24 protein-coding genes are annotated in these 24,010 nt (G+C 73.1%); 8 read left to right on the plus strand and 16 right to left on the minus strand.

Translation table 11 applies throughout. The annotated features are described in order from the left end of the window. The first annotated feature begins 80 nt into the window (after window positions 1-80). From WQ56_RS13485 to WQ56_RS13495, 3 genes are all read left to right on the plus strand, one after another. Window positions 81-929, plus strand: a complete 849-nt coding sequence (locus WQ56_RS13485; RefSeq protein WP_156170544.1) for a protein tonB — start codon at window positions 81-83, stop codon at window positions 927-929. Between the two features lie 105 nt (window positions 930-1,034). Next, entirely contained in the window at window positions 1,035-1,436 is a 402-nt protein-coding gene (locus WQ56_RS13490) for an MbcA/ParS/Xre antitoxin family protein (RefSeq protein ID WP_047137655.1), read from the plus strand. 1 nt (window position 1,437) lies between these two features. Next, complete coding sequence (locus tag WQ56_RS13495) at window positions 1,438-2,121, plus strand: RES family NAD+ phosphorylase (RefSeq protein WP_231583420.1); 684 nt, start codon at window positions 1,438-1,440, stop codon at window positions 2,119-2,121. A gap of 505 nt (window positions 2,122-2,626) precedes the next feature. On the opposite strand, the gene WQ56_RS13500 is transcribed toward WQ56_RS13495, so the two are convergent. After that, window positions 2,627-3,040, minus strand: coding sequence for a hypothetical protein (locus tag WQ56_RS13500; protein ID WP_156170545.1), 414 nt, complete (start codon window positions 3,038-3,040; stop codon window positions 2,627-2,629). Between the two features lie 101 nt (window positions 3,041-3,141). On the opposite strand from WQ56_RS13500, the gene WQ56_RS13505 reads away from it, so the two are divergent. After that, complete coding sequence (locus WQ56_RS13505; RefSeq protein WP_231583421.1) at window positions 3,142-3,684, plus strand: DUF924 family protein; 543 nt, start codon at window positions 3,142-3,144, stop codon at window positions 3,682-3,684. A gap of 22 nt (window positions 3,685-3,706) precedes the next feature. On the opposite strand, the gene cls is transcribed toward WQ56_RS13505, so the two are convergent. The 7 genes from cls to WQ56_RS13540 all read right to left on the minus strand — a co-directional run bounded on the left by cls (window position 3,707) and on the right by WQ56_RS13540 (window position 10,384). Next, window positions 3,707-5,128 (minus strand): cardiolipin synthase, encoded by a 1,422-nt coding sequence (gene cls / locus WQ56_RS13510; protein ID WP_047137658.1) that lies wholly within the window; start codon window positions 5,126-5,128, stop codon window positions 3,707-3,709. A 254-nt stretch (window positions 5,129-5,382) separates the two neighbouring features. Next, entirely contained in the window at window positions 5,383-5,547 is a 165-nt protein-coding gene (gene rpmG, locus WQ56_RS13515) for a 50S ribosomal protein L33 (RefSeq protein ID WP_047137659.1), read from the minus strand. 13 nt (window positions 5,548-5,560) lie between these two features. After that, complete coding sequence (gene rpmB / locus WQ56_RS13520; protein ID WP_047137660.1) at window positions 5,561-5,797, minus strand: 50S ribosomal protein L28; 237 nt, start codon at window positions 5,795-5,797, stop codon at window positions 5,561-5,563. Between the two features lie 260 nt (window positions 5,798-6,057). Continuing rightward, complete coding sequence (locus WQ56_RS13525; RefSeq protein ID WP_047137661.1) at window positions 6,058-6,681, minus strand: DUF2894 domain-containing protein; 624 nt, start codon at window positions 6,679-6,681, stop codon at window positions 6,058-6,060. Further along, entirely contained in the window at window positions 6,671-7,309 is a 639-nt protein-coding gene (locus tag WQ56_RS13530) for an OmpA family protein (protein WP_047137662.1), read from the minus strand. Before WQ56_RS13530 ends, WQ56_RS13525 begins: the two co-directional genes overlap by 11 nt. Then, entirely contained in the window at window positions 7,306-9,657 is a 2,352-nt protein-coding gene (locus WQ56_RS13535; RefSeq protein WP_047137663.1) for a DUF802 domain-containing protein, read from the minus strand. Before WQ56_RS13535 ends, WQ56_RS13530 begins: the two co-directional genes overlap by 4 nt. Before the next feature lie 13 nt (window positions 9,658-9,670). Next, on the minus strand, window positions 9,671-10,384 hold the full coding sequence (locus WQ56_RS13540) for a DUF3348 domain-containing protein (RefSeq protein ID WP_047137664.1): 714 nt from the start codon (window positions 10,382-10,384) through the stop codon (window positions 9,671-9,673). Window positions 10,385-10,562: 178 nt separating this feature from the next. On the opposite strand from WQ56_RS13540, the gene WQ56_RS13545 reads away from it, so the two are divergent. Together WQ56_RS13545 and WQ56_RS13550 are read left to right on the plus strand one after the other, a co-directional pair. Beyond that, entirely contained in the window at window positions 10,563-10,931 is a 369-nt protein-coding gene (locus tag WQ56_RS13545) for a hypothetical protein (protein WP_047137665.1), read from the plus strand. A gap of 60 nt (window positions 10,932-10,991) precedes the next feature. Then, entirely contained in the window at window positions 10,992-12,764 is a 1,773-nt protein-coding gene (locus WQ56_RS13550; RefSeq protein WP_047137666.1) for a DUF2207 domain-containing protein, read from the plus strand. A gap of 66 nt (window positions 12,765-12,830) precedes the next feature. Here WQ56_RS13550 and WQ56_RS13555 read toward each other — a convergent pair whose 3' ends face one another. The 8 genes from WQ56_RS13555 to WQ56_RS13590 form a co-directional block, all read right to left on the minus strand. Beyond that, window positions 12,831-15,989, minus strand: a complete 3,159-nt coding sequence (locus tag WQ56_RS13555; protein ID WP_047137667.1) for a CusA/CzcA family heavy metal efflux RND transporter — start codon at window positions 15,987-15,989, stop codon at window positions 12,831-12,833. 75 nt (window positions 15,990-16,064) lie between these two features. Next, window positions 16,065-17,027 carry an efflux RND transporter periplasmic adaptor subunit gene (locus tag WQ56_RS13560; protein ID WP_052773012.1) on the minus strand — a complete coding sequence of 321 codons (963 nt, stop codon included), beginning with the start codon at window positions 17,025-17,027 and terminating at the stop codon, window positions 16,065-16,067. Next, the gene (locus tag WQ56_RS13565) at window positions 17,024-18,331 is read right to left on the minus strand and encodes a TolC family protein (protein WP_047137668.1); all 1,308 of its coding nucleotides are present in this window, start codon (window positions 18,329-18,331) and stop codon (window positions 17,024-17,026) included. The genes WQ56_RS13560 and WQ56_RS13565 overlap by 4 nt, the downstream gene beginning before the upstream one ends. A gap of 284 nt (window positions 18,332-18,615) precedes the next feature. Further along, on the minus strand, window positions 18,616-18,960 hold the full coding sequence (locus WQ56_RS13570) for a hypothetical protein (protein ID WP_047137669.1): 345 nt from the start codon (window positions 18,958-18,960) through the stop codon (window positions 18,616-18,618). A 44-nt stretch (window positions 18,961-19,004) separates the two neighbouring features. Continuing rightward, window positions 19,005-19,925, minus strand: a complete 921-nt coding sequence (locus WQ56_RS13575; protein WP_047137670.1) for a ParB/RepB/Spo0J family partition protein — start codon at window positions 19,923-19,925, stop codon at window positions 19,005-19,007. Next, the gene (locus WQ56_RS13580; protein WP_047137671.1) at window positions 19,922-20,731 is read right to left on the minus strand and encodes an AAA family ATPase; all 810 of its coding nucleotides are present in this window, start codon (window positions 20,729-20,731) and stop codon (window positions 19,922-19,924) included. Before WQ56_RS13580 ends, WQ56_RS13575 begins: the two co-directional genes overlap by 4 nt. Window positions 20,732-20,841: 110 nt before the next feature. After that, on the minus strand, window positions 20,842-21,489 hold the full coding sequence (rsmG, locus tag WQ56_RS13585) for a 16S rRNA (guanine(527)-N(7))-methyltransferase RsmG (protein WP_047137672.1): 648 nt from the start codon (window positions 21,487-21,489) through the stop codon (window positions 20,842-20,844). Then, complete coding sequence (locus WQ56_RS13590) at window positions 21,486-22,103, minus strand: 4'-phosphopantetheinyl transferase superfamily protein (RefSeq protein WP_047137673.1); 618 nt, start codon at window positions 22,101-22,103, stop codon at window positions 21,486-21,488. The genes rsmG and WQ56_RS13590 overlap by 4 nt, the downstream gene beginning before the upstream one ends. Window positions 22,104-22,202: 99 nt before the next feature. On the opposite strand from WQ56_RS13590, the gene WQ56_RS13595 reads away from it, so the two are divergent. Beyond that, a complete protein-coding gene (locus tag WQ56_RS13595) occupies window positions 22,203-23,621 on the plus strand; it encodes an AMP-binding protein (RefSeq protein ID WP_082132412.1) in 1,419 nt (472 codons plus the stop codon). Between the two features lie 143 nt (window positions 23,622-23,764). Continuing rightward, window positions 23,765-23,950 (plus strand): GlsB/YeaQ/YmgE family stress response membrane protein, encoded by a 186-nt coding sequence (locus WQ56_RS13600; RefSeq protein ID WP_082132421.1) that lies wholly within the window; start codon window positions 23,765-23,767, stop codon window positions 23,948-23,950. Window positions 23,951-24,010: the final 60 nt, after the last annotated feature.

Below are 24,010 nucleotides of genomic sequence, written 5' to 3' on the forward strand. Positions count from 1 at the left end.
GCGCGTCGCCGGGCGACACCGGCTTGCGCCCGCCGCGGACGGGCGGCACGATGCGCGTTCCACCGATGCAGGATGCAACCATGGTTCGCAGGCGTTTCGTCGTCCTTCTCGCGCTGCTGGCGCTTTGTGTTCCGCCCGCGTTCGCACAGACCGCGCGCCAGATGCGCAGCGAGGTCGAGGCCAGCATGCTGGTCACCGGCACCGTCGACATCGAGCGCGACGGTCGGGTGTCGGCCCATGCGATCGACCAGGAAGACAAGCTGCCGCCGCAGGTGGTGAGCCTGGTGCGGCGTTTCGTGCCGGAGATGCGGTTCGAACCGTTGCTCGTCGACGGCGCGCCCGCGCTGGCGCGCGCGAAGATGAGCCTGCGCCTGGTCGCGACTCCCGCGGGCGAGGGCCAGATGACGATTGCGATCCGCAGTGCGCACTTCGGCGACGAGACGTCCACCAACGACCCTGGCCGCGTGCGGTCCACCAAGCTGCGACCGCCCCGCTACCCGTCGAATGTCGCTGCAATCGGGGGCAAGGGCACGGTCTATCTGCTGGTGCAAGTGGCGCCAGATGGCAGCGTGCGCGATGCCGTGGCCGAGCAGGTCAACCTGACCGCGCTGGGCAGCGCCCGGCAGATGGCATCGATCCGCGAGGCGTTGACCAACGCCTCGCTCGGCGTCGCCAAGGGTTGGCGCTTCGAACCGCCTGCCGACGGCACGGTGCCCGATAGCGGTTACTGGATCGTGCGTGTGCCGATCGATTTCTCGTTCGGCGAACGCGAGCGTTACGGCCAATGGACCGGCTACCACCCGGGGCCGCGCAGCAAGCCCGCCTGGGCGCAGCCCGATCCGCCAAGCTTCAGCCCCGACACGCTGATGGCCGGCGGCGTCCACCCCGCACAGACGCGCTTCCGGCTGCTGACACCGCTGGAGGGGTGACACGGCGCATCCTGCCCACCTGAACGTCGGCGCCTAATGCATTGCACCGAGTCCCGATCGGGACTATAAAGGAGTCAAAGTCCTTTCCTGGACTGGAGGTCCGCGATGCATGTCACCGAAGCGCCGATCGTTCCCCCGACCCGCCGAGACCTGGCCGGCCCTGCGCTCAAGGCGTTCTTCAACATCGCCGAGCGCTGGCAGCTGACGGCCGACCAGGAGCGGCGGTTGCTCGGCAATCCCGGACGGTCCACGTATTTCCGCTGGAAGCGCGACCGCGCCGGCGCGGTCACCGGCGACGTGCTCGAGCGCATCAGCTACCTGCTCGGCATCTACAAGGCGCTGCACATCCTGTTTCCCGATGATGCGCAGGCCGATGCCTGGGTGCGCCGGCCCAACACCGCGCCGCCGTTCGGGGGCGCGCCCGCACTGGAGCGGATGCTCGGCGGCCACGTCGCCGATCTGTACGTTGTCCGCGAATATCTCGATGCCCAGCGCGGTTGGAACTGACATGACGCCGCCGGTCCGTCGCGTGGCGTGGCGGCCGAGCCATCGCATCGTGTCCAGCCGGTTCCCGCCGGTCGGCGTCTTCGACGCGATCGCCGACCCGGAGGACCTCGATGCGCTGTTCGAGCTCGAGGGCATGACCAACCCGCGGTTGCGCCAGGAACTGGGCCAGATCCAGCTGGTGCCGCGGACGCGTCGCATCGCCGGGCCCGGCACGACCGCGATCATGGCCGCGTTCACCCATCCCAACCGTGACGGCTCGCGCTTTGCCGATGGCCACTACGGGGTCTACTACGCGGCCCGCGAGCGCGACACCGCGATTGCCGAGACCGTCTACCACCGCACCCGTTTCCTGCGGCACACCCGGGAACCGGCGTGCGTCCTGCAGCTGCGCAGCTACCTGGCGGACGTCGCGGGCGACTTCCACGACATCCGCGGCGGCTGGCCGGCGCTGCACGATCCGGACGACTACGCGGCCAGCCAGCGCACGGCCGTGGCGCTGCGCGCGGCGGGCAGCGAGGGCATCGTCTACGACAGCGTGCGGCGGCCGGGCGGGCAGTGCGTCGCGGTGTTCCATCCCGACCTGGTCGCACCCGCACGCCAAGGCCCGCACCTGCACTACCACTGGGACGGTGCGGCGATCACCTACGTCGCGATCGGCACCGAACTGCTCGCACTCGCGCGGTAGTAGCGCTGACGCGCGTCCACCGCGCAGGCCGGGGTCCAGAAAGAAAGGTTCTCCTCCGAAGTCAGGGAACCTTGCTTCTGCTCGCTCGATCAGGGGCTCCTCTTCGGAGCGCGCGTCGCGCCGGCCGGGGACTGCTCCCCGGCTCGGTCAGCCATCCCTGGCTGACTCGCCGCCGCGGGCCATCCCTGGCCCGCTACCGCAATCCCCGACCAGCACGACGCACTGAGGCCGACAGTGCGCGACTTCTTCCGGCGGGCGACTTCATGTCCACCCGAAGTCGGGTTGCAAGCATTCATAGCAGCGGACTGACGGACGGTGGCCGCGTCGAGCGCGCCGTGGATGGCCCGCGCCCGAGTCAAGGCAGGATGCCTTGCCGAGGGGAAAGCGGCTTCCGGCTGGCAGGCCGCTCCCATCCGAAGTAGAACTCCCATTCCCGCACTTGCAACACGAACTACAAAAAAAGCCCGGCATAGGCCGGGCTTCTTCGTCTCGCGTTGTGTGTCGCTCAATCCGCGGTGGGACGGCGCACGACGTAGATCAGGTCGTCCTCGTAGGCCTTGGCCAGGTCGGCCTTGGAGATCGAGATGCGCTCGCTGTCGTCGAACGCGATGTCCGAGGTGTCCTTGATGTCCGAGCGGGCGCGGTCGCGGGTGCCCAGCGCGGCGTTCTCGGTCACGACGACGACGCCGTCGCCCTCGACCGCGACCACCTTCATCAGGCCGTAGGCCGGATCGATCGCGACCTGCTTGTCGTCGGTGAACTCGTAGTCGGAGAAGGCGCTGAGCTCGGCGGCGTACAGGTCGCCGACCTCCGGTGCCTGCAGCAGGGCCAGGTCGGCCTCGCCACGCTGGCAGGCCGCCAGCAGGAAGGCCGCGGACAGGACGAGAAGCGCGGGCAACAGGCGGAACATGCGGCGCATGGCGGTATCCATCGATGGGAGAGGGCGGCAGTATAGGTCGGCGTCCGTGATGTTGGCAGCGTGTCGCTTCCTTTCACGCCCATCGGAGCTAGGCTCGTCCCATGGATACGATGCGTCCCGAGACGGTGGCCGGCTTCTGGCGCGAGGCCGGCATGGCGAAGTGGTTCGGCGGTGGCGAGGCGTTCGATCGCGAATGCGACCGCCGCTTCCGCGAGGCCCACTTCGCTGCCGCCCGCCGCGAGTTCGACGGCTGGGCGGCCACCGCCGAAGGCGGGCTCGCGCTGCTGATCCTGCTCGACCAGATCCCCCGCAACATCTTCCGCGGCAGCGCGCACGCCTTCGCGACCGATCCGCTGGCTCGGCACCACGCGCACGCGCTGGTCGACGCCGGTCTCGACCGCGGACTCGACGATGCGCTGCGCGGCTTCGTCTACCTGCCGTTCGAGCATTCGGAGAATCTCGCCGACCAGCAGCGCTCGGTGCGATTGTTCGCCGATGTCGGCATCGCCGCCTACCGCGACTACGCGCAGGCCCACCTGGACGTCATCGCGCGCTTCGGGCGCTTCCCGCATCGCAACCGCGTACTGGGCCGCGCGAACACGCCCGAGGAGCAGGCCTGGCTCGACGCCGGCGGCGGGTTCTAGCGCCGCGACGCGCCCCGCCACGTCAGAGGAACGAGTCGGCCAGGCGGGCGATGCCTTCCAGGCTGCGGCGCCAAGCCGGACGCCGGCGCCAGTCCTCGAGCGTCACCGGCGTCGAGTCGGCGAGGTAGCCGGCCTCGATCGCGCGCATGCGCGCGACCACGTCGCGGTCGTAGACCAGCAGGCCGATCTCGGCATTGAGCGCGAACGAGCGGATGTCGAGATTGATCGAGCCGACCAGCGCCATGTCGTCGTCGATGCTCATGTGCTTGGCGTGCAGGAAATGCGGCCGGTACAGCGCGATCCGGATGCCGCTCTCCAGCAGCTCGCCGTAGTAGGACGCCTGCGCCCACGCGGTCAGCCGCTGGTTGTTGCTGGCCGACAGGATCAGCTGGACCTCCACGCCCGACAGTGCGGCGATGCGCAGCGCGCTGAGCGTGGCGTCGTCGGGCACGAAGTAGGGCGTGGCCAGCACCAGCCGGCGACGTGCAAGATGGATCAGCGCGTTGACGGTGTCGCGCGCGTTTTCGAACGGGTAGGCCGGCCCGCTGGGCAGCAGCTGCGCGGCCACGTCGGCATCGGGCAGCGCGGTGGTGGGCGCGACCGCCAGCCGTTCCCCGGTTTCGATGAACCAGTCGCTGGCGAACACCGCTTCCAGGTGCGCGAGCGCCGGGCCCTGCACCCGCGCGACCAGCTCGCGATTGGGGGCGCCGACGATGAAGTCCGCGTCGGCCAGGTTCTGCGAGCCGACGTAGGCCGCGGTGTCGTCGATCACCGCGACCTTGCGGTGGTTGCGCAGGTCCATGCGCCCGCTGCGCCGCCACTGCAGCCCGCCGGGCAGCATCGCGTGGACCTGTACCCCGGCCGCGAGCAGCCGGCGCGCGTAGCGGCGCAGGCCGCGCTTGGCGCCAACCGCATCGAGCAGCAACCGGCAGGTCACGCCGCGCGCGGCCGCGCGTTCGAGCGCCGCGGTCACCGCCTCGCCGGCGCCATCGTCGAACATCAGGTAGTAGAGCAGGTGCACGCGCGTACGCGCGCCGTCGATGTCGGCCAGGAGGGCGTGCAGCGCCCCGTCGTAGTCGTCGATCAGCTGCACCGCATTGCCGTGGGTGGGCATGAAGTCGCCCAGCCGTTCGAGCAGCGGCGCCATCTCGGCCGGGGCGCCGGTCTCGGGCGGCGTCCAGCGCAGGTCGGCCAGCGGCAGCTGCTCCTCGCGGATCACCTGCGAGGCCTGCCGCTGCCGCGCGATGCGGTCGCGCGAGAGCCAGGGATGGCCGAACAGCAGGTACAGCGGCAGCCCGGCCAGCGGCACGAAGCCGATCAGCAGCAGCCAGCTGCGCGCCGCCGCCGGGCGCGTGCGCGCGGGGATCCACAGCAGCGCGACGATCCGGATCGTCCAGTCGGCGACCAGGATCGCCAGTCCGAGGTTCAGGGCATGCCAGTCCATCGTGCGATTGTGCGGGGGCCGGCGTGGTGGCGACGCGGACGCGGGCACGACGCACCAGGATCCGGGCGCGCGCGCCGGGTGCGACGGATGCGAGGCGAGCGGGCGGCCGTTCGAACATCTGTGATGCCCGGGGGCGGATTTTTCCGCGGCCGCGCATGCGATGCGGCCACGGAAATGCGAAAAGCCCGCCTTGCGGCGGGCTTTCCGGAGCGATGCGACGGCCATGGCGTTCGCGGCGCGAACGCGGCGTCACGTCACTTGATCTTGCCTTCCTTGTAGATCACGTGCTTGCGGACGACGGGATCGTACTTCTTGATCTCCATCTTGCCGGGGGTGTTCTTCTTGTTCTTGTCCGTCGTGTAGAAGTGGCCGGTGTTGGCCGAGGAAATCAGACGGATCTTGTCGCGCTTGCCTGCCATGTTGCGTTACTCCTCAGATCTTCTCGCCGCGGGCACGGAGCTCGGCGAGGACGGCGTCGATACCGTTCTTGTCGATGGTGCGCAGGGCCTTGGTGGACACACGCAGCTTCACCCAGCGGTTTTCGCTGGCGACCCAGAACCGGCGCTCGTGCAGGTTCGGGAGGAAACGGCGGCGGGTACGGTTGAGCGCATGCGAGACGTTGTTGCCGGTCGTCGTGCGCTTGCCGGTGACTTGGCAGACTCGGGACATGGTGCACCTCGATCAATGGGACGTCCGACCTGCGGTCGGGCGCCTGCGGAAGGATTTCCGCGAACGGTATCGCCCTTGGCCAGGGAGATGGCGGCCCCGACGGCAAGGCCGTCGCGCGGTACGGGAGTGACGCTTCTCGCAGCACCGCCGCCGGGAAGACCGCGCTTCCCCGGGCGGGTCGGGACCATGTCGCCATGATCCGGACGCAACGAGCCGGCCATATTGCCGGAAGGGCCCTGCCGATGCAAGGCGCAAGCGTGTCAGCCGCCCTCGGCCCGCCGCCGGCGCGGCTTGCCGCGGGCGCGCGGCTTGCCGCCCGGCGCGGGCGCCGCCTGGCCCGGCAGCGCGCCGGCCTCCTGCAACTGCGCCAGCCCCGACAGCGTGTCGACGTAGGCGAGGAAGTGCTGCAGGTACTCGGGCGAAACCTGGCGCATCAGCGTCAGCGAGCGGTGTACCAGCCGGGACGAGTTCAGCGGACCGGCGTCGTCCGACGTCTTCGCCAGCGAGCGCCGCACCTGGCTGCCGATGCGTACCGCCGACCACAGCCGCCGGAACGCGTCGAGCGCGGGCAGTTCGGGGTACGGCGTCGCCGCGTGGCCTGCGTGCATCGCCTGCGCCAGCGCGCCCAGCGGCCCCGGTGCCGCCGGGCGGGCGGCCGTGTCCGGGGCGGTCGTCCCGGACACGGCGTCCAGTGCCTGCGCCAGCGCGTCGGCGCGCTGCAGCAGGGCCTCGCGCGGCGCGCCCTGCAGTCCGTCTGCGCGGCGCAGCATGGCCGCCACCGCATGCACGCGCAGCGGCTGCCGCCGGTCCAGGCCCTGCGCGTGCCACGCCTCGAGCCGGGCGTGCAGGGTCGCGGGGTCGGGCACGGCGGTCTCAGCGGCCATCGCGCGCGGTCGGGGTGCGCGGCACCGGTGCCATCTCGACCCGGCGGTTGCGCGCGCGGCCCTCGGCGTCGGCGTTCGAGGCGACCGGCTGCTGCGCGCCGAACGCCGCGGCGAACACCGAATCGGCCGGCACGCCATCGCCGACCAGCGCGCGGGTCACGGTGAGCGCGCGCTGCGCCGACAGGTCCCAGTTGTCGGCGAAGTGCACGCGGTCGCGCAGCGCGCGGTCGTCGGTGAAGCCGCTGACCATCAGGATCTCGTCGCGCGAGGCCAGGTACTCCGACAGCGGGCCGGCCAGGCTGCGCAGCAGGTCGCGGCCCTCGGGCTGCAACTGGTCGGAGGCGTCGGCGAACAGCACGCTGCCACGGATGCCGATGCGGCCGTCGACCAGCGTGATGCGGCCGGCCGCCAACGGCGCGGCGAGCGCCTGCTCCAGCGTCTGCAGGCGCTGTCGCTCGGCCTGGCGCTGCGCGATCTCGGCGTCGAGCTTCATCTCCAGCTGCAGCTGCACGCCGATCACACCGACCAGGATCAGCACGAACGCGCCGAGCAGCACCGACATCAGGTCGCCGAACGCGGCCCAGACCGGCGCGGCGCTCGACTCGTCGCCGTCCAGCTCCAGGCTCATGCCGCGCCGGCCTGGCGGCCGCCCAGCTGCTGCAGTTCCTCGACGATCTGACGCTGCGCCAGCACGCTCAGGTCCACGACCTCGCGCGCCTGGGCGACGTAGTAGGCCAGCTGCTCGTCGCTGCGCGCCAGCGCCTTCTCCAGCGTGTCCTCGATCCGCGCCAGGCGGTCGGCGAGCTGGGTGTTGGACTCGCCGAACACCTGCGCCGCGGCGCCGAAGGCCTCGCCCAGGCTGGCCACCTCGGCCGCACCGACGGTCACCTGGTCGGCGACGGTACCCAGCTTGCCGGTCTCGGCCTCGACGTGGTCGGTGAAGCGGGTGCCCACGCGCTCGAGCAGGTCGGCCGAGGTCGCCACGAGCGCGTCGATCGCGGCGCGCTGCTCGGTCGAGGCGTGGTTGACCGCGTCGAGCAGCGTGTCGAGCGTCGACATCATCTGGTTGCGTTCTTCCAGCATCGCGGTATCGCGCACCATGCTGTCGGACAGCGACTGGCGCAGTTCGGCGATCACCTCGGCCGCCGCACGCGGCGCCTGCGAGGCGGTGTCGATCAGTCGCGAGATCTCGGCGATCGTCTCGCCGGCATGGGTGTGGGTCTGCGCGGCGATGGTGTCGGCGGTCGTCGCCAGCGTGTCGCAGATCGCCTGCTGGCGGCTCGCGTTCTCGGCGCCGGCCTGCGCCCAGTCCTCGCGCAGCGCGTCGGCGAGCGCAGTCAGGCTGTCGGTCCATGCGGCCAGCCGCGTGCGGTCCTGCTCGGCGAGCGCGGACTGCAGCGCGCCATGCGAGGCGTCGACGCGCGCGAGCAGCGAGGCGGAATGCCGTTCGAACGTCGCCGCGGCCGCGGCCAGGGTCTGCGCGTGGCGGTCGGCCAGCGCGTCGTGCGCCTCGACCTGCTGCGACAACGCGTCGCGCCAGCCGTCCGCGATCTTGCCGGTGGTCGCGTCGAGCCGCGTGGCGACGCCGTCGACCAGCGCCGTCGTGCGCTGCTCGAAGGTCTCGCCGACGCCGGCCAGCGTCTGCCGCAGGTCGTGCGTGAGGTCCGCCTGCGCCGCCTGCTGCGCGGCCAGCGCCTGCTGCCAGCGCTCGGTCACGGTGGCGGTGGACGCCTCGACGCCGGCGGTCACCGCCTGCAGCTGCCGCTCCACGCCGCCGGCGACGGTCTGGTGCAACGTCGCGGCCTGCCCGGCGGTGGCGTCGAGCCGGGCGACGACCTCGTCCAGCAGCCCACTGGCGCGCTGCGCGAAGCTCGCGTTGAACCCGTCGAGCGCCGCCTGCAGGTCGCGGGCCAGCGCCGCGCCGGCGGCGTGCTGGGCGTCGAATGCCTGGTCCCAGCGCCCGGCGACGGCCTGCGTCGAGGCCTCGAACGCGGTCGTCAGCGCCTGCAGCTGGCGGTCCACGGCCTCGGCCACGCGTGCCTGCAGCGCCGCGTTCTCGCGTGCCAGCGCGGCCATCGTGGTCTCGAACACCGGCTGCAACGCCGCGGTCGCGGCCTGGGCACTCTGCGCCACGCTGGTCTGCAGCGAGCGCTCGACCGACGCGGCGAGTTGTCCGTACACCGCCTCGGTGCGCGCGTGGAACGCGGCCTGCTGCGCGACCTGGTGCTCGCCGGCCGTCGAGGCCTGCTGCTCGATCGTCGCCATCATCGCCTGCAGCCGGTCGACCAGGGCCGGCATCGCGTCGGCCTGGCACTGCAGCAGGCGCAGCGTCTCGTCCCGCCGGTGCGCCTGGGAGTGCGGGCGCAGCGTCGTCGCGATCGCGCTGTCGAGCCCGCGCACGACCGCCACGCGCTCGCGGCGGACCAGCGCCGACGCCAACCCCAGCATCGCCGAGGTCGCGATGCCCGCGATCGACGTGCCGAACGCGAAGCCCAGTCCCTTGACCGGGGCGGCCAGCGAATCGCGGATCGCCTGCAGGTCGGTCGCGGTCTCCAGCGCCAGCCCGGTGCCGCGCAGCATCGCCATCATGCCCAGCAACGTGCCCAGCATGCCCAGCAGCACCAGCATGCCGACCAGGTACGGCGTGAGCGCGGGCACCGGCAGCGCCGCGCGCTCGCCTTCGATGCGCAGGCGCACCGCGCCGCGCAACGTCGGGTCCAGCCGGTCGAGCCACTCGCCCAGCGACGGTGGCGGGGCCGACAGCCCGGCGATCGCGTCGGCCAGCGTCGCGGTCGCGCGCCGGTAGCGCAGCAGTTCCAGCGCGCCGGCCGCGTAGCAGACGCCGATCAGCAGCGTCACCGCAAGCGCGAGCGCATTCGTGCCGACATAGCCCGACGCGATCCAGGCGACGGCGACCAGGCCCAGCGCGAACGCCAGGGCGGGGAGGAGGGAGATGGCGCGAGGACGTGGGGACATGGGGGTGACTGCGTCAGGGGGTGCGAAGCGCGGCGAGCAGCGCGTCCACCGGTTGGAAACGGACATCCAGCTCGGCGTTCAGCACGCCCTGCATGTCCCTGCGAAAACCATCGAGCCAGATGCTGGACGCCGGCGTGCCGGCCTCGGCCGCGCCTGCGCGCAGCCGCTCGAAATGCGCCTCGAGCAGCGTCGGCACCGCGCCCAGCAGCGCGTGTTCGCGCGGGCTCAGCGCGCCTTCCATGACCGCGTCCACCTCGGCCAGCCGCGCCGCCTGCGCCGAGCGCTGCGCCAGCATCTCGCGCAGGTCGCCGCGCAGGCGCCCGGTCGCGGCCTGCATGGCCCGCTGCAGGGTCAGGCAGCGTTGGCGCAGCGGCGCGAAATCGGGCGCGGCGTCGGCCGGGCTGTCTGCCGGCCCGGCGTCGCCCGGCGGCGTGTGGGCCTGCCCCGCCGCCAGCTCGGGCGCGGTCGCGATGGCCTCGGCCAGCGTCGCACGGGCCCGCGCGATGCTGGCCGCGTGGTCGCCCACGGCCGGACCGCCGGCCTGTGCCGGCGCCGGGTCCGGCGCGTCGAGCACCTTCGACAGCGCCACCGCACGCGTCCAGTCGATCCACTCGCTCAGCCGGTCGGCCGGCACCAGCTCCGCCCGCGCCGCCTCGGCGTCGGTCAGTCGGGCCAGCAGCCGGACGAACGTCGGACCCTGGAGGGTGGGGCGGGGCGAGGGATCCACGGGCGGGCGCGCAAAAGACGGCGATTTTACAGTGCCGGGCGGCGCGGGGCTCGGTGGGCGGCTGGTGGTGGCCTCGCGGAACGCCGCGATTGCGCTTTGGTCGCGCGATGGGGACACTCGGACGTGCCCAAAGGTACGAAAGGCAGGGCGCTCGGCGGGCGATGATTCAGGATGCAGGATGGCGACGCGACACATCGGGGCTCGAAGCAAGCTTGACGCAGCCGCGCTCGACGCGGAGAAGATCGTGCGAACCGTTCGACCGCTGTTCCATCGTCGGAATGACTACGGGCGGCATACGTTGGACGAGCTTCCCGGTGAACTTCGCCGGTTCGGCGTGGTTACCGTCAAGGCGCTTCGTATGCTGATGAAGCGCCATAGGCGGACGCTTCTTGCGGACGAGAAGGTCAGGATGGGGCGTGCCGAGCTTCGCTGGCTGTCGCAGGAGCTTGGCGGCGAGGGTGTCGACACGTATGCGGGGACGTCCTGGCGCGCCATCCCGGGACTCGTGCGTCAGGCGATGGAGCTTGAGTTCGGTTGCGATGCGTAGGATCGGCGGTCACCAACGTCGGGCCTTCGTGCGACGCGCCACCGTTCCGGGAATCCGCCGATGATCCGACTGCTGCTGTCCTGCCTGCTGTTGATGCTGCTGTGCGCCGCGCCGCTGCGGGCGCAGGAACGCATCCTCGCCTACGACAGCGAGCTGCGGCTCGGTGCCGACGGCGTCCTGGAGGTGACCGAGCGCATCCGCGTGCGCGCCGAGGGCCGCGACATCCGCCGCGGGATCTATCGCGATTTCCCCACGCGCTACCGGGATCGCCACGGCAACCGGATCGTCGTGGACTTCGAGATGGCCGAGCTGCTGCGCGACGGACGCCCGGAGCCGTTCTTCGTGGAGTCGCTGTCCAACGGCGTGCGGGTCAACACCGGCGGCGACGACCTGCTGCCGGTGCCCGATGCGTTCACGTACACGCTGCGCTACCGCGTCACGCGGCAGCTCGGGTTCTTCGCCACGCACGACGAGCTGTACTGGAACGCGATCGGCACCGGCTGGGCGTTCGCGATCGAGCAGGGCACGACGGTGCTGCGACTGCCGGCCCCGGTGCCCGAGGGCGACCTGCTGGCCGAGTGCTGGACCGGGCCGCAGGGGGCGCGGGCGCAGGACTGCGTGGCGACGGTATCGCGGCCCGGCGAGGCGGCCTGGCGGCTGACCGCGCCGCTGGCGCCGGGCGAGGGGCTGACGACGGTGCTGGCGTTCCCCAAGGGTCTGTTCGCCGAGCCGACGCGGGCGCAGCGGCTGTGGTGGCTGCTGGCCGACAACCGTGCGGGGCTGATCGCGCTGGCCGGGCTGGTGCTGATGCTGGCCTTCGGGCTGTGGCGCTGGCATCGGGTCGGGCGCGACCCGCAGCCGGGGCCGGTGGTCGTGGCGTACGACCCGCCGGACGGGCTGTCGCCGGCGACGCTGCGGTACCTGGAGCAGCGGCACGTCGACGCGCGCGCGTTTTCGGCCGATGTGCTGGCGCTGGCGGTGGCCGGCGGCGTGACGCTGCACCGCGAGCCGAAGTCGCGACGCGACAAGTGGCGCGTCGAGCGCACGATCGGGGGCCCGCGCGCGACGTCGCCGGAGACCGACAGCCTGCTGGCCGACCTGTTCGAGGATGGCGACACGCTGACGCTCGACCGCAAGCATGCCGAGCGGATGCAGACGATCCTCGGCGCCCACCAGACGCGCATCGAGCAGGCGGTGCGTGCGCGCTTCCCGGACGGCATCCACCGCCTCAACGTCGGCAGCACCGCGGCGCTGTTCGGGATGGCCGCGGCCTTCTCGGCGGCGGCGATCGTGTTCGGCGCGAGCACCGGCAGCGGGCTGCTGCTGGCGGTGCCGGTGATCCTGGCGATGGTCGCGACGGTGCTGGTGTTCGCGTTCCTGCTGCCGGCGCCGACGCCGCAGGGCCGCGCGATGCGCGATCGCATCGAGGGCTTCCGGCGCTACCTCACCGTCGCCGACCGGCAGGACCTGCAGCGCCTGCAGGCGCCGGACCCGGGCGCGCCGCCGCTGGATGCCGGACGGTTCGAGTCGCTGCTGCCCTATGCGGTGGCGCTGGAGGTCGAGGACGCGTGGACGAAGAAGTTCACCGCCGCCGTGGGCAGCGCGGCGGTCGCCGCGGCCACCGGTGCGATGGCCTGGTACCGGACGACCGGCGGCCGCGCGGCGGCCGTCGGCGACGTCGCCGGCTTCAGCCGGGCCATCGGCAGCAGCTTCGCGTCGCAGATCGCCTCGTCGGCATCCCCGCCCGGCAGTGCGTCGGGCAGCTCGATGGGCGGCGGGGGCGGTGGGTTCTCGGGCGGCGGCGGGGGCGGCGGCGGAGGCGGCGGACGCTGAGCGGCAGCGCGGTCGCGTCCCACGCGAAGCGCAACGTCTGCGCCGCCGCCGTGACGGGCCGCCCGCTCATGCCGCGCGCCGGTGCGCCCAGCGGTAGAGCACCGGCAGCACGAGCAGCGTCAGCAGCGTCGAGGAGACGATGCCGCCGATGACGACGGTCGCCAGCGGGCGCTGCACTTCCGCCCCAGCGCCGACGTTGAACGCCATCGGCACGAATCCCAACGAAGCGACGAGCGCGGTCATCAGCACCGGGCGCAGGCGGGTCAGCGCGCCGTCGCGGATCGCGACCGCGAGCGGCAGGCCGTCGTCGCGCAACCGGCGGATGAAGCCGACCAGCACCAAGCCGTTGAGCACGGCGACGCCCGACAGCGCGATGAAGCCGACGCCGGCCGAGATCGACAGCGGGATGCCGCGCAGCGCGAGCGCGAGCACGCCGCCGGTCAGCGCCAGCGGTACGCCGCTGAACACCACCAGCGCATCGCGCAACGAGCCGAAGGCCAGGAACAGCAACACCAGGATTGCCGCGAGCGTGGCCGGCACCACCAGCCGCAGCCGCTGGCCGGCCGAGATCAGCTGCTCGAACGTGCCCCCGTAGTCGATCCAGGTCCCGGTCGGCAGGCGCACGCGTTCGCTCACCCGCGCCTGCGCCGCCTCGACGAAGCCGCCGAGGTCGCGGCCGCGCACGTTGGCGGTGACGACGATGCGACGCTTGCCGTTCTCGCGGGCGATCTGGTTCGGCGCCAGGCGGGTACCGATGTGCGCGACCTCGCGCAGCGGCACGGTGCGGGGCACGCCCGACGGCCACGCGCCGCCGCGACCGGCCTCGTCGGGCGAGGGCGCCGCGCCCAGCGGGACCGGCAGGTCGGCGAGCGCGGCCGGATCGGTGCGCCGGTCCTCGGGCAGGCGCACGACGATGTCGAAGCGCCGGTCGCCGTCGAACAACTGGCCCGCCGTCTCGCCGCCGATCGCCGCGGCGACCACGCGCTGCACGTCGCCGGGGTTGAGGCCGTAGCGCGCCATCGCCCGCGGATCGGGCGCGATCTCCAGCAGCGGCAGGCCGTCGATGGCCTCGGCGCGCACGTCGGCGGCGCCGTCGACGGTGCGCAGCACGGCCTCGACCTCGCCGGCCAGCCGCTGCAGCGTGTCGAGGTCGTCGCCCTGGATGCGCACCGCCACGTCGCTGCGCACGCCGGAGATCAGCTCGTTGAAGCGCATCTGGATCGGCTGGGTGAACTCGTAGTTGCTGCCGGGCAGCGCCTGCGCCAGCGCCTCGATCTCGGCCACCAGCGTGGCGCGTGGCTTGCGCGGCTGCGGCCAGTCGCGGCGAGGATGCAGGATGACGAAGGTGTCGGCGACCGACGGCGGCATCGGGTCGTTGGCGACCTCGGCGGTGCCGATGCGCGAGAACACGTGCGCGACTTCCGGCGCCCGCAGCAGGCGCCGCTCGAGCGCGCGCTGCATCGCCACCGACTGTTCGATGCCGGTGCCGGGGATGCGCGTCGCGTGCAGCGCGATGTCGCCCTCGTCCAGGCTCGGCACGAACTCGCTGCCCAGGCGCGAGGCCAGCCAGCCGCAGCCCAGCACCAGCACCGCGGCGCCGGCGACCAGCCAGCGGCCATGGCGCATCGCGCCGTCGAGCAGCGGCGCGTAGCCGCGGCGCGCGGCGCGCATCGCGCGGTTCTCGTGTTCGGCCACGCGTCCGCGTAGCAGCAGCGCGATCGTCGCCGGCACGAAGGTCAGCGACAGCAGCATCGCGCCGGTCAGCGCCAGCACCACGGTCAGCGCCATCGGGTGGAACATCTTGCCCTCGACGCCGTCGAGCGCGAACACCGGCACGTAGACCGCGGCGATGATGCCCAGGCCGAACAGGCTCGGACGGATGACCTCGGCGGTGGCGTCGGCCGCCAGCGCATGGCGCTCGTCGGCGTCGAGCAGGCGGCCCAGCCGCTGCTGCGCCTGGCCGAAGCGGCGCAGGCAGTTCTCGACGATGATCACCGCGCCGTCGACGATCAGGCCGAAGTCCAGCGCGCCCAGGCTCATCAGGTTGCCCGACACGCCGCCCTGGCGCATGCCGATGACGGTGAACAGCATCGTCAGCGGAATCACCAGTGCGGTCAGCAGCGCGGCGCGCGCGTTGCCCAGCAGCAGGAACAGCACCACGACCACCAGCAGCGCGCCCTCGACCAGGTTCGTGGCCACGGTGCGGATGGTGCGGTCGACCAGCGCGGTGCGGTCGTAGACCGCGGTCGCGCGCACGCCCTCGGGCAGGCTGGCGTTGGCGGTCTCCAGCCGGGCGGCGGCGGCGCGCGCGACGGCGCGGCTGTTCTCGCCGACCAGCATGAAGACCGTGCCGAGCACGACCTCGCCGCCGTCCTTGGTCGCCGCGCCGGTCCGCAGTTCGCGGCCCTCGCCGACGCCGGCGATGTCGCGCACGCGCACCGGCACGCCGTCGCGCCGGGCGAGCACGATGTTGCCGATCGCCTCGACGTCGGCCGCCTGGCCCGGGACGCGCACCAGCAGCTGCTGGCCGTTGCGCTCGATGTAGCCGGCGCCGACGTTGCGGGTGTTGGCCTCGATCGCGGCGACGATGTCGTCGAAGTGCACGTCCAGCGCGACCAGCCGCGCCGGGTCGGGCGTGACGTGCACCTGCCGTGCGAAGCCGCCGACGGTGTTGACCTCGGTGACGCCGGGCACTGTGCGCAGCTGCGGACGGATCACCCAGTCCTGCAGCGTGCGCAGGTCGGTCGCGGTATAGGCGCCGCCGTCGGCCTTGCGCGCCGCGGGGTCGGCTTCGACGGTGTACATGAAGATCTCGCCCAGGCCGGTCGCCGCCGGGCCGAGCGTGGGCTCGATGCCCTCGGGCACCTGGCCGCGCACCTGCTGCAGGCGTTCAGCCACCTGCTGGCGCGCGAAATACAGGTCGGTGCCGTCCTCGAACACCACGGTCACCTGCGACAACCCGTAGGCCGACAGCGAACGCGTATGGTCGAGCCGCGGCAGGCCGGCGAGCGCGGTCTCGATCGGGAAGGTGATGCGCTGCTCGGTCTCCAGCGGCGCGTAGCCGGGCGCGGCGGTGTTGACCTGCACCTGCACGTTGGTGATGTCGGGCGTGGCGTCGATCGGCAGCCGGGAGAAGCTCCAGACGCCCGCGACCACGAGCCCGAGCGTGGCCAGCAGCACCAGCCAGCGGTGGCGGATGGCGAGGTGGATTAGCGACGCGAGCATGGCGATGCCTCCCGTGCGTGCGGGGCGCGTGGCTGTGTCCCGGTGTCCGCCAACGCCTTCTGTTGGTTCGGTCGATCAGTGCGCATGGGCCGCCCCCGCTTTTTCGAGGTCGGCCTTGATCGTGTAGCTCTGTTCGACCACGACCGCGTCGCCGGCCGCGAGGCCGTCGAGGATCTCGACCTGGTGCGCGTCGCGGCGCCCGAGCGCGACGACGCGCGTCTCGTAGCGCTCGCCCTCGCGCACGAACACCACGTTCTCGTCGTCCATCCGCTGCAGCGCGGCCAGCGGCACGACGAGCGCGGCGTCGCGCATCGACACGGTGACCAGTGCGCGCACCGCGGCGCCGGGCCGCCACTGGCCGTCGGCGTTGTCCAGGCGCGCGCGCGAGACGGTGCTCTGGCTGGCGGTCGCGGTGGCCGGCAGCACGCGCTCGATGCGGGTGTCGGCAGTGGCGCCGTCGCCGAGCCGGGTGATCGTCACCGGAGAACCGGGCGCCAGGTGCTCGGCGTCGCGCCCGTAGACATGCAGGTCCACCCACAGCGTCGACAGGTCGGCGATCTGGTAGAGCACCGCGCCTTCGCCGGCGACCTGCCCGACCGCGGCCTCGCGCGCGAGCACGGTGCCCGAGATCGGCGCGGTCACGACGTAGGTCGACAGGCTGAGGTTGCTCTCGATCGTCGCCAGCGGCTGGCCGGCGCGCACGACGTCGCCGAGCTCGGCATGCAGGCGGCGGACCGGCCCGGGAAAGCGCGCGGTGACGCGGGCGTTGCCGCTCTCGAGCGTCGTCAGCAGGCCCTGGACCTCGTGCTGGTCGGCGATGGTGCCCGGGCCCGCGGGCGCGGTGCGCAGGCCGATGTCGCGGGCGACGGCGTCGGGAATGACCGTGGCGCCGGCGCGTGATTCGTCGTCGCCGTGCGGGTCGGCGTGGTGGTCGTCGTGCGCGCGGGCCGGTGCTTCGTCGGAAGGTGCGGACGCGCCGCAACCGGCCAGCGCGAGCAGCAGCGCGAGCGTCGCGGCGCCGGGGGAGAGACGGATCATCGGGCAGGTCCTCGGGTCGTGGCGGGCAGCGCGAGCGGCTCGCCGGTCAGGCGCTGGAGTTCGATCAGCGCGCGCTGCGCGCGTTCGGCGGCCTCGAGCTGCTGGCGCAGTGCCTCGCGGCGGGCCTCGAGCAACTGGGCCCATTCGAGATAGGGCGTGGCGCCGGCGCGCCAGGCGCGCTCGGTCTGCGCGGCGGCACGCGCGAACCGCGGCAGCACGTCGTCCTGCAGCCGCTGCACCTCGGCGCGCTCGACGAGGTAGCGGTCGTGCGCCTCGGCCAGCGTGGCCTGCAAGGCGAGGTCGCCGGCCTCGCGCTCGATCGACAGCAGCGCGAGTTCGGCCTCGGCGGCGCGGATCTCCGGTTGCGCGCGACCGCGGCTGCCCAGCGGCACGGTGACGCCGCCCAGCAGCGAGACGTCGCCGCTGTCCTGGTCGCGGCGCACGCCCAGTCGCCAGCCGACGTCGGGCGTGCGGGCGCTGCGCGCAAGCTGCAGCCGGGCCTCGGCGACGCGGCGCCGGTCGCCGAAGCGACGCAGTTCGGGCGTACGCTCGAGCAACGCACGCAACTCGGCGAACGCGGCGATCGGCGGCAGCGCCAGCGGATCGGCATCGGCGACCGCGACGTCGGCGTCCGATGCGCCCCACAGCATCGCCAGGCTGCGGCGTGCGGCCGCGCCCTCGGCTTGCGCGCGTGCCCGACGCAGTTCGGCCTGGGCCTGCGTCGCCTGCGCGGCGAGCGCGGCCGCCTCCGGCGCGGCACCGGCCTCGAAACGCCGGCGCGCGGCGGCGACCACGCGGATCTGTTCGGCGACCTCGTCGTCGGCCAGCCGTCGACGCTGCGCGGCGAGCACCGCGTCCAGGTACCGCCGTGCGGTCTCGGCGAGCAGGTCCACGCGCGCGGCCTCGCGCTCGAGCGCCAAGGCATCGATCCGGGTCTGCGCCAGCGCGCGGCGCGCGTCGGGCTTGCCGCCGCGCTCGAACACGCCGGCCAGCGACAGCGTCGCCTCGAGCCGGCGGCCCGGCGCGTCGGGCACGAGGTTCTCGATCTCCAGCCCGGCCTCGAGCGGCGGGCGCAGCGTGGCGGCGTCGCGTTCGGCATCGAGCACCGGGCGGCGGCCGTCCACCAGCCGCAGCGTGGGATGGGCCTGGGCGACGCGCGCGAACGCGTCGTCGAGGGTCAACGGGCGCGCCGTGGATGGCGCGGACGGGACGGACGCATCGAGCGCACCGGGCGGTGCCGCCTGCGCCGGCGAAACGCACGGCGCGGCGGCGAGGGCGGCGCAGGCCGCCAGTCGCAACAGCATGGGAAGACTCCGATCGTGACGGAAGGCCGGCAATGCCGGCAGCGGTGCACGCAGCTCGTTCGCGGCGCACGGACGACCGCCCGCGCGACCGGCGGATGCGGCGCAGGTGGGCGACGGCGGAGGTGGACGGTCCGTTCGGGCAGGCGCGCGCTCAGCGGCCCGGGAGCGCCTGCGACGCGACGCCGGTCACGCCGCGGGAATTCCGCGCGCGAGCAGGGCGATGGCCTGTGGACACGGACGCCCGCAACCGCCCGGCGCGTCGTGCGCGCGGACGCGAGCGAGGCTCAGGCGACGATCGGGGGACGGAACAGACGTTCGGGCATGCGCGCCGGGGCATCGCCCGGATCGGGGCACGCGGGCTGCACGATCGCGAGCGTGCCGAGCATCGGCGGTGCCGGCGGCAGGCCCGGGGTGTGCGCGCCGCAGCCGGCGCAGTGCGCGACGGCGTGCAGCAGGTCGCCGTCGTCGCCGTGCGCATGGGCCGCGTCGTGCTGCGCGGCGGTCTCGCCGTGGACGAGCTCGTAGGTGTTGCCCATCGCCACCAGCACCGGCGCCAGCGCCATGCCCAGCATCAGCAGCGCCAGCAGCAGCCGGCGCGACCAGGTGGGACGGGTGGGGAACGCGTGCATCGGCGCAGCCTAGGCGCAACGCGCGGCGTTACACAATTCCAGCGTCAGTCGCGCGGGCCGCGCAGGCGCTCGAGCACGCCGTCGAGCGCCTCGAGGTTGCCGTAGTGGATCACCAGCCGGCCCTTGTTGCCGCGACCGTTGGCGATCGACACGCGCGTGCCCAGCGTCTCGGACAGTTCGTTCTCCAGCGAGACGATGTCGGCCTGCGGGCGGACCTTGTTGCCGCGTGCGGCGCTGCGGCCGTTGCCGCCCGGCACCCGCCCGGCGGCGAACTGCTGGGCGCGGTGCTCGACCTCGCGCACCGACCAGCCGTGCTCGACCGCGTCGCTGGCGAGCTTGCTGGCCAGCTCCGGCGAGAGCGTGAGCAGCGCGCGCGCATGGCCCATCTCCAGTTGCCTGGACTCGACCAGGATGCGGATCGCCGGCGGCAGCTCGAGCAGCCGCAGCAGGTTCGACACCGCGGCGCGCGAGCGGCCGACGGCCTCGGCGGCCTGGGCGTGCGTGAGGTCGAACTCGTCGATCAGCCGCTGCAGCGCCTGCGCCTCCTCCAGCGGGTTGAGATCCTCGCGCTGGATGTTCTCGATCAGCGCCATCGCCACGACCGTGCGGTCCTCGACGTTGCGCACGACCACCGGCACCTCGGCCAGGCCGGCCTGGCCCGCGGCGCGCCAGCGGCGCTCGCCTGCGATGATCTCGAACGTGCGGTCGGGCAACTGGCGAACGACGATCGGCTGGATCACGCCCTGCGCGCGGATCGACTCGGCCAGCTCGGTCAGCTTGTCGGCGTCCCAGTGCTTGCGCGGCTGGTACTTGCCGGCGGCCAGCGCGTCGATCGGCAGCGTGCGCAGGGTGTCGGCCTCGGTGGCCTCCAGGTTCGGCACCTCGGCGGCGGCCTTGGGGCCGAGCAGCGCCTCGAGGCCGCGGCCCAGGCCGCGCTTCTTGGCGGGCGTCTTGGCCGCGCTCATGCCGGGATGTCCATGGCGGGGGATTCCTTCTGCGTCTGGGCCCGCTCGCGTTCGCGGCGGAGGATCTCGCCGGCCAGGCCCAGGTAGGCGATGGCGCCGCGCGAGGCCTTGTCGTAGCCGACGATGCTCTGGCCGTGGCTGGGCGCCTCGGCCACGCGCACGTTGCGCGGCACGATGGTGCGGAAGACCTGGTCGCCGAAATGGCTGGTCAGCTCCGCCGAGACCGCGTTGGCGAGGTTGTTGCGCACGTCGAACATCGTCCGCAGCACGCCCTCGATCTCCAGCGACGGGTTGAGGTTCTGCTTGAGGGCGTCGATCGTCTGCAGCAGCGCCGACAGCCCCTCGAGCGCGTAATACTCGCACTGCATCGGCACCAGCACCGAGTCGGCCGCGGTCAGCGCATTGAGCGTGAGCAGCGACAGCGCCGGCGGGCAGTCGATGATGATGAAGTCGTAGCGGCTACGCAGCGGCTGCAGCGCGCGCTTGAGCCGCTGCTCGCGATCGTCGGCGTCCATCAGCTCGACCTCGGCGGCGGTGAGATCGGTGTTGCCGGGGATCAGGTCGACCTCTTCCTCGGTCTGCACGATCGCGTCCATCGCCTCGACCTCGCCCAGCAGCACGTCGCAGGTCGAGACCGGCACGATCGCCTTGTCGATGCCGCAGCCCATCGTCGCGTTGCCCTGCGAGTCGAGGTCGACGAGCAGCACGCGCTTGGGCGTGCGGGCCAGCGAGGCGGCCAGGTTGACCGCCGTCGTCGTCTTTCCGACGCCGCCTTTCTGGTTGGCGATGGCGATGATGCGGGCCATGGGCTCCGGGCGCGGTTGGGGACGGGCGCCGGTCGCCGCGGGCGGCGGCCGGACGGGGATTATGCCCTATGGCGGGCCGACGATCGGGCGGGCCGGGCGCGCGCCGCGGTTCAGGCGGCGGGCGCGCGGGCGACGACGACCAGGTGACGGTCGGCGTCCAGGCCGGGCACGCGCAGCGGGTGGATGGCCTCGAGCCGCCAGCCGGCCGGCAGCGCGGCGATCTCCTCGTCCGGGCGCACGCCCTTCATCGCCAGCAGCCGGCCGTCGGCGGCGGGCAGGTGGCCGCCCGCGGCGAGGATGTCGGGCAGCGTGGCGAGCGCGCGCGCGGTGATCGCGGCGAACGCGCCGGGGCGCGCGAGCGCCTCGATCCGCGATTCGGCGACCTCGGCGTTGTCCAGCCCGAGCTGGCGGACCGCCTCGCGCAGGAAGCGCGCCTTCTTGCCGTTCGATTCGACCAGCGTCACCCGCAGCCCCGGCAACGCGATCGCCAGCGGGATGCCCGGCAGGCCCGGGCCGGTGCCCAGGTCGGCGAGCGTCGGCAGGCCGGCGACGTGGGGCACCATCGCCAGCGAATCGAGCAGGTGGCGCACGACCATCTCGCGCGGATCGCGGATCGCGGTGAGGTTGTAGGTGCGGTTCCAGCGCGCCAGCAGCGCGAGGTAGTCGAGCAGCGGCGCGGCCAGCGCCGGATCGAGGGCGAGGGCGCGCAGGCCGGCGTCGAGTTCGGCGCGCAGCGCGGGATCGTGGGGGGCGTTCATGGCGAGCATTGTAGAAGCCGCGGCCGCCAGGCCAGCGTCGCCAGGTAGCCGGGCAGCGGCCCGAATGCGTGCAGCCGCCAGTCGCCCGGACGGCCGAGCGCGGGGTCGCAGGCGACCAGGGTCCAGTCCCGACCGTCGGCGGCGAAGACCAGCCGGTCGAGCCCGAACGACAGCCCGTGGCCGTGCGCCTTGAGCACCGCCTCCTTCGCGCACCACAGCCGCACGAACGCGCCCTCCGCGTCTGCCGGGGCCAGCCGCGCGAGCGCGTCGGCCTCGTCGGCGGCGAAGAACCGCCGCGCCAGCGCCATCGCCTGCGGCCTGGGACGCAGCCACTCGACGTCGACGCCGACGTCGACGCCGTCGCCCAGCGCGACCAGCAGCGTCTCGCCGCTGTGGCTCCAGTTGACGTCGACGCCGCCGGCGCGGCCATCGCCGGCGACGGTCAGCCGCGGCCGGCCGCGGGCATCGCGGGCGAGGTCGATCCGGGCCGGGTCGACCGCCAGTTCGGCGGCCAGCCAGGGCCGTACCAGGGTTTCGGCGGACTGGCCGCGACGGTAGTCGCGCCAGGCGCAGCGCACCGGGCCGGCACGCAGGCTGCTGTGTTGGCTGAACATCCGCACTTGGCATGCCGCAGGGCGTCCAGCGTAAGCTAAAACGTCGGAGACGCGATGCCGCCGGGGCGCGCGGGCCAGGCCACGAGGAGCGCAGCGCGGATGTCGGCAGTCGTGTGGGAACAGGGGGGCGCGGGCTTCGCGGCGGTCGACGGTGCCCGCCGGCTGCCGCTGGCCGGCGGCGACGGCCAGCGCGCGATCGCATTCGGCGGCGACGGCCCGGTGCCGCTGGCGACGTTCCTGGCGCACGTGCGCGGGGTGGCCGCGTCGCTGCCCGAGGCGCCGTACGCGCTGAACCTGTGCGAGGACCGCTACCGCTTCCTGGTCGCGTTCTGCGCGGTCGCGCTGCGCGGCCAGACCACGCTGCTGCCGCCTTCGCGCACGCGCGGGGCGATCGACGACGTGCGTGCGCGGCATCCCGACAGCTACTGCATCGGCGATCGCGACGACTGCGGCTGCGACGCCGCGGGCGAGGCGGAGCCGGCCGCGATGCCGCCGCACTACGTGCGCCTGCCCGACGTGCTGCCGCTGGCGCCCGGCGGCGGGATGCCCACGCTGGACGCCGAGGCCGTGGTCGCGATCGGCTTCACCTCCGGCAGCACCGGCGTGCCGGCGGCGAACGCCAAGACCTGGGGCAGCTTCCACGCCAGCACCGCGCAGAACCTGGCGGCGCTGGCCGACCTGCACGGCGCGGGCACGCTGCCGGTCGTGGCGACGGTGCCGCCGCAGCACATGTACGGCATGGAACTGTCGGTGCTGCTGCCGCTGCTGGGCGATGCGGCCGTGCACGGGGCGCGGCCGTTCTTCCCCGAGGACATCGCCGCGGCATTGCGCGATGCGCCGACGCCGGCGCTGCTGGTGACCACGCCCGTGCACCTGCGCACGCTGGTCGACTCGGGCGTGGCGCTGCCGCCGCTGGCCGCGATCGTCACCGCGACCGCGCCGCTGCCGCAGGCGCTCGCTGCGCAGGCCGAGGCGCGCTTCGGCTGCGAGGTGCGCGAGCTGTTCGGATCGACCGAGACCTGTATCTTCGCCCGCCGCCGGACTGCCCGCGAGATCGCGTGGACCCCGTTCGCGGGCGTGCGCCTGCAGCCGGTGCCCGACGGCACGCTGGTCGCCGCGCCGCACCTGCCCGAACCGCGGATGCTGGCCGACATCGTCGAGCTCGACGCGCAGGGCCGCTTCGTGCTGCGCGGCCGACAGGCCGACATGATCGAGATCGCCGGCAAGCGCGCCTCGCTGGCCGACCTGACGCGTCGGCTGCTGGCGATCGACGGCGTGCGCGACGGCGTGATCTGCCAGGCCGCGACCGCCGATGCCTATGGCGTGCGCCGGATCGCGGCGGTGGTCGTCGCCGACTCCGCGCTCGACGACACCGCGCTGCTGGCCGCATTACGCGAGAGCACCGATCCGGTGTTCCTGCCGCGGCGGCTGCGCCGCGTGGACGCGTTGCCGCGCAATGAGACCGGCAAGCTGCCGCGCGCCGCGCTCGAGGCGCTGCTGGGCGACGCGGCGGGCTGAGCGCGCTACCTTCCATCGCCGCCGCGCATCGCGCGCGGCGTTTCTTCTACTGGAGATTTGCTGCCGTGGAACCTTCGTCGTTCTGGTCCTGGGTGGTCTACCTGTTCGTCGGCGGCATCGCCGGCTGGCTGGCGAGCCTGCTGATGCGCACCAGCCGCCGGCAGGGCATCGTGCTCAACGTGGTGGTCGGCATCGTCGGCGGTTTCATCGGCGGCTGGCTGCTGCCGATGATCGGCCTGAGCGTGGGCGGCGGCTGGTTCGGCTTCCTGGTCACCGCGTTTCTTGGCGCGGTGATCCTGCTGGCGATCGTCAATCTGTTCCGGCGCTGATCCCAAAACGGGAGGGTCAGCGTCGATTTTTCGCTCTTCTACCGAATTGGCAATGGGAGG

It is taken from the genome of Luteimonas sp. FCS-9, assembly GCF_001014645.1.
Classification (GTDB): Bacteria; Pseudomonadota; Gammaproteobacteria; order Xanthomonadales; family Xanthomonadaceae; genus Luteimonas.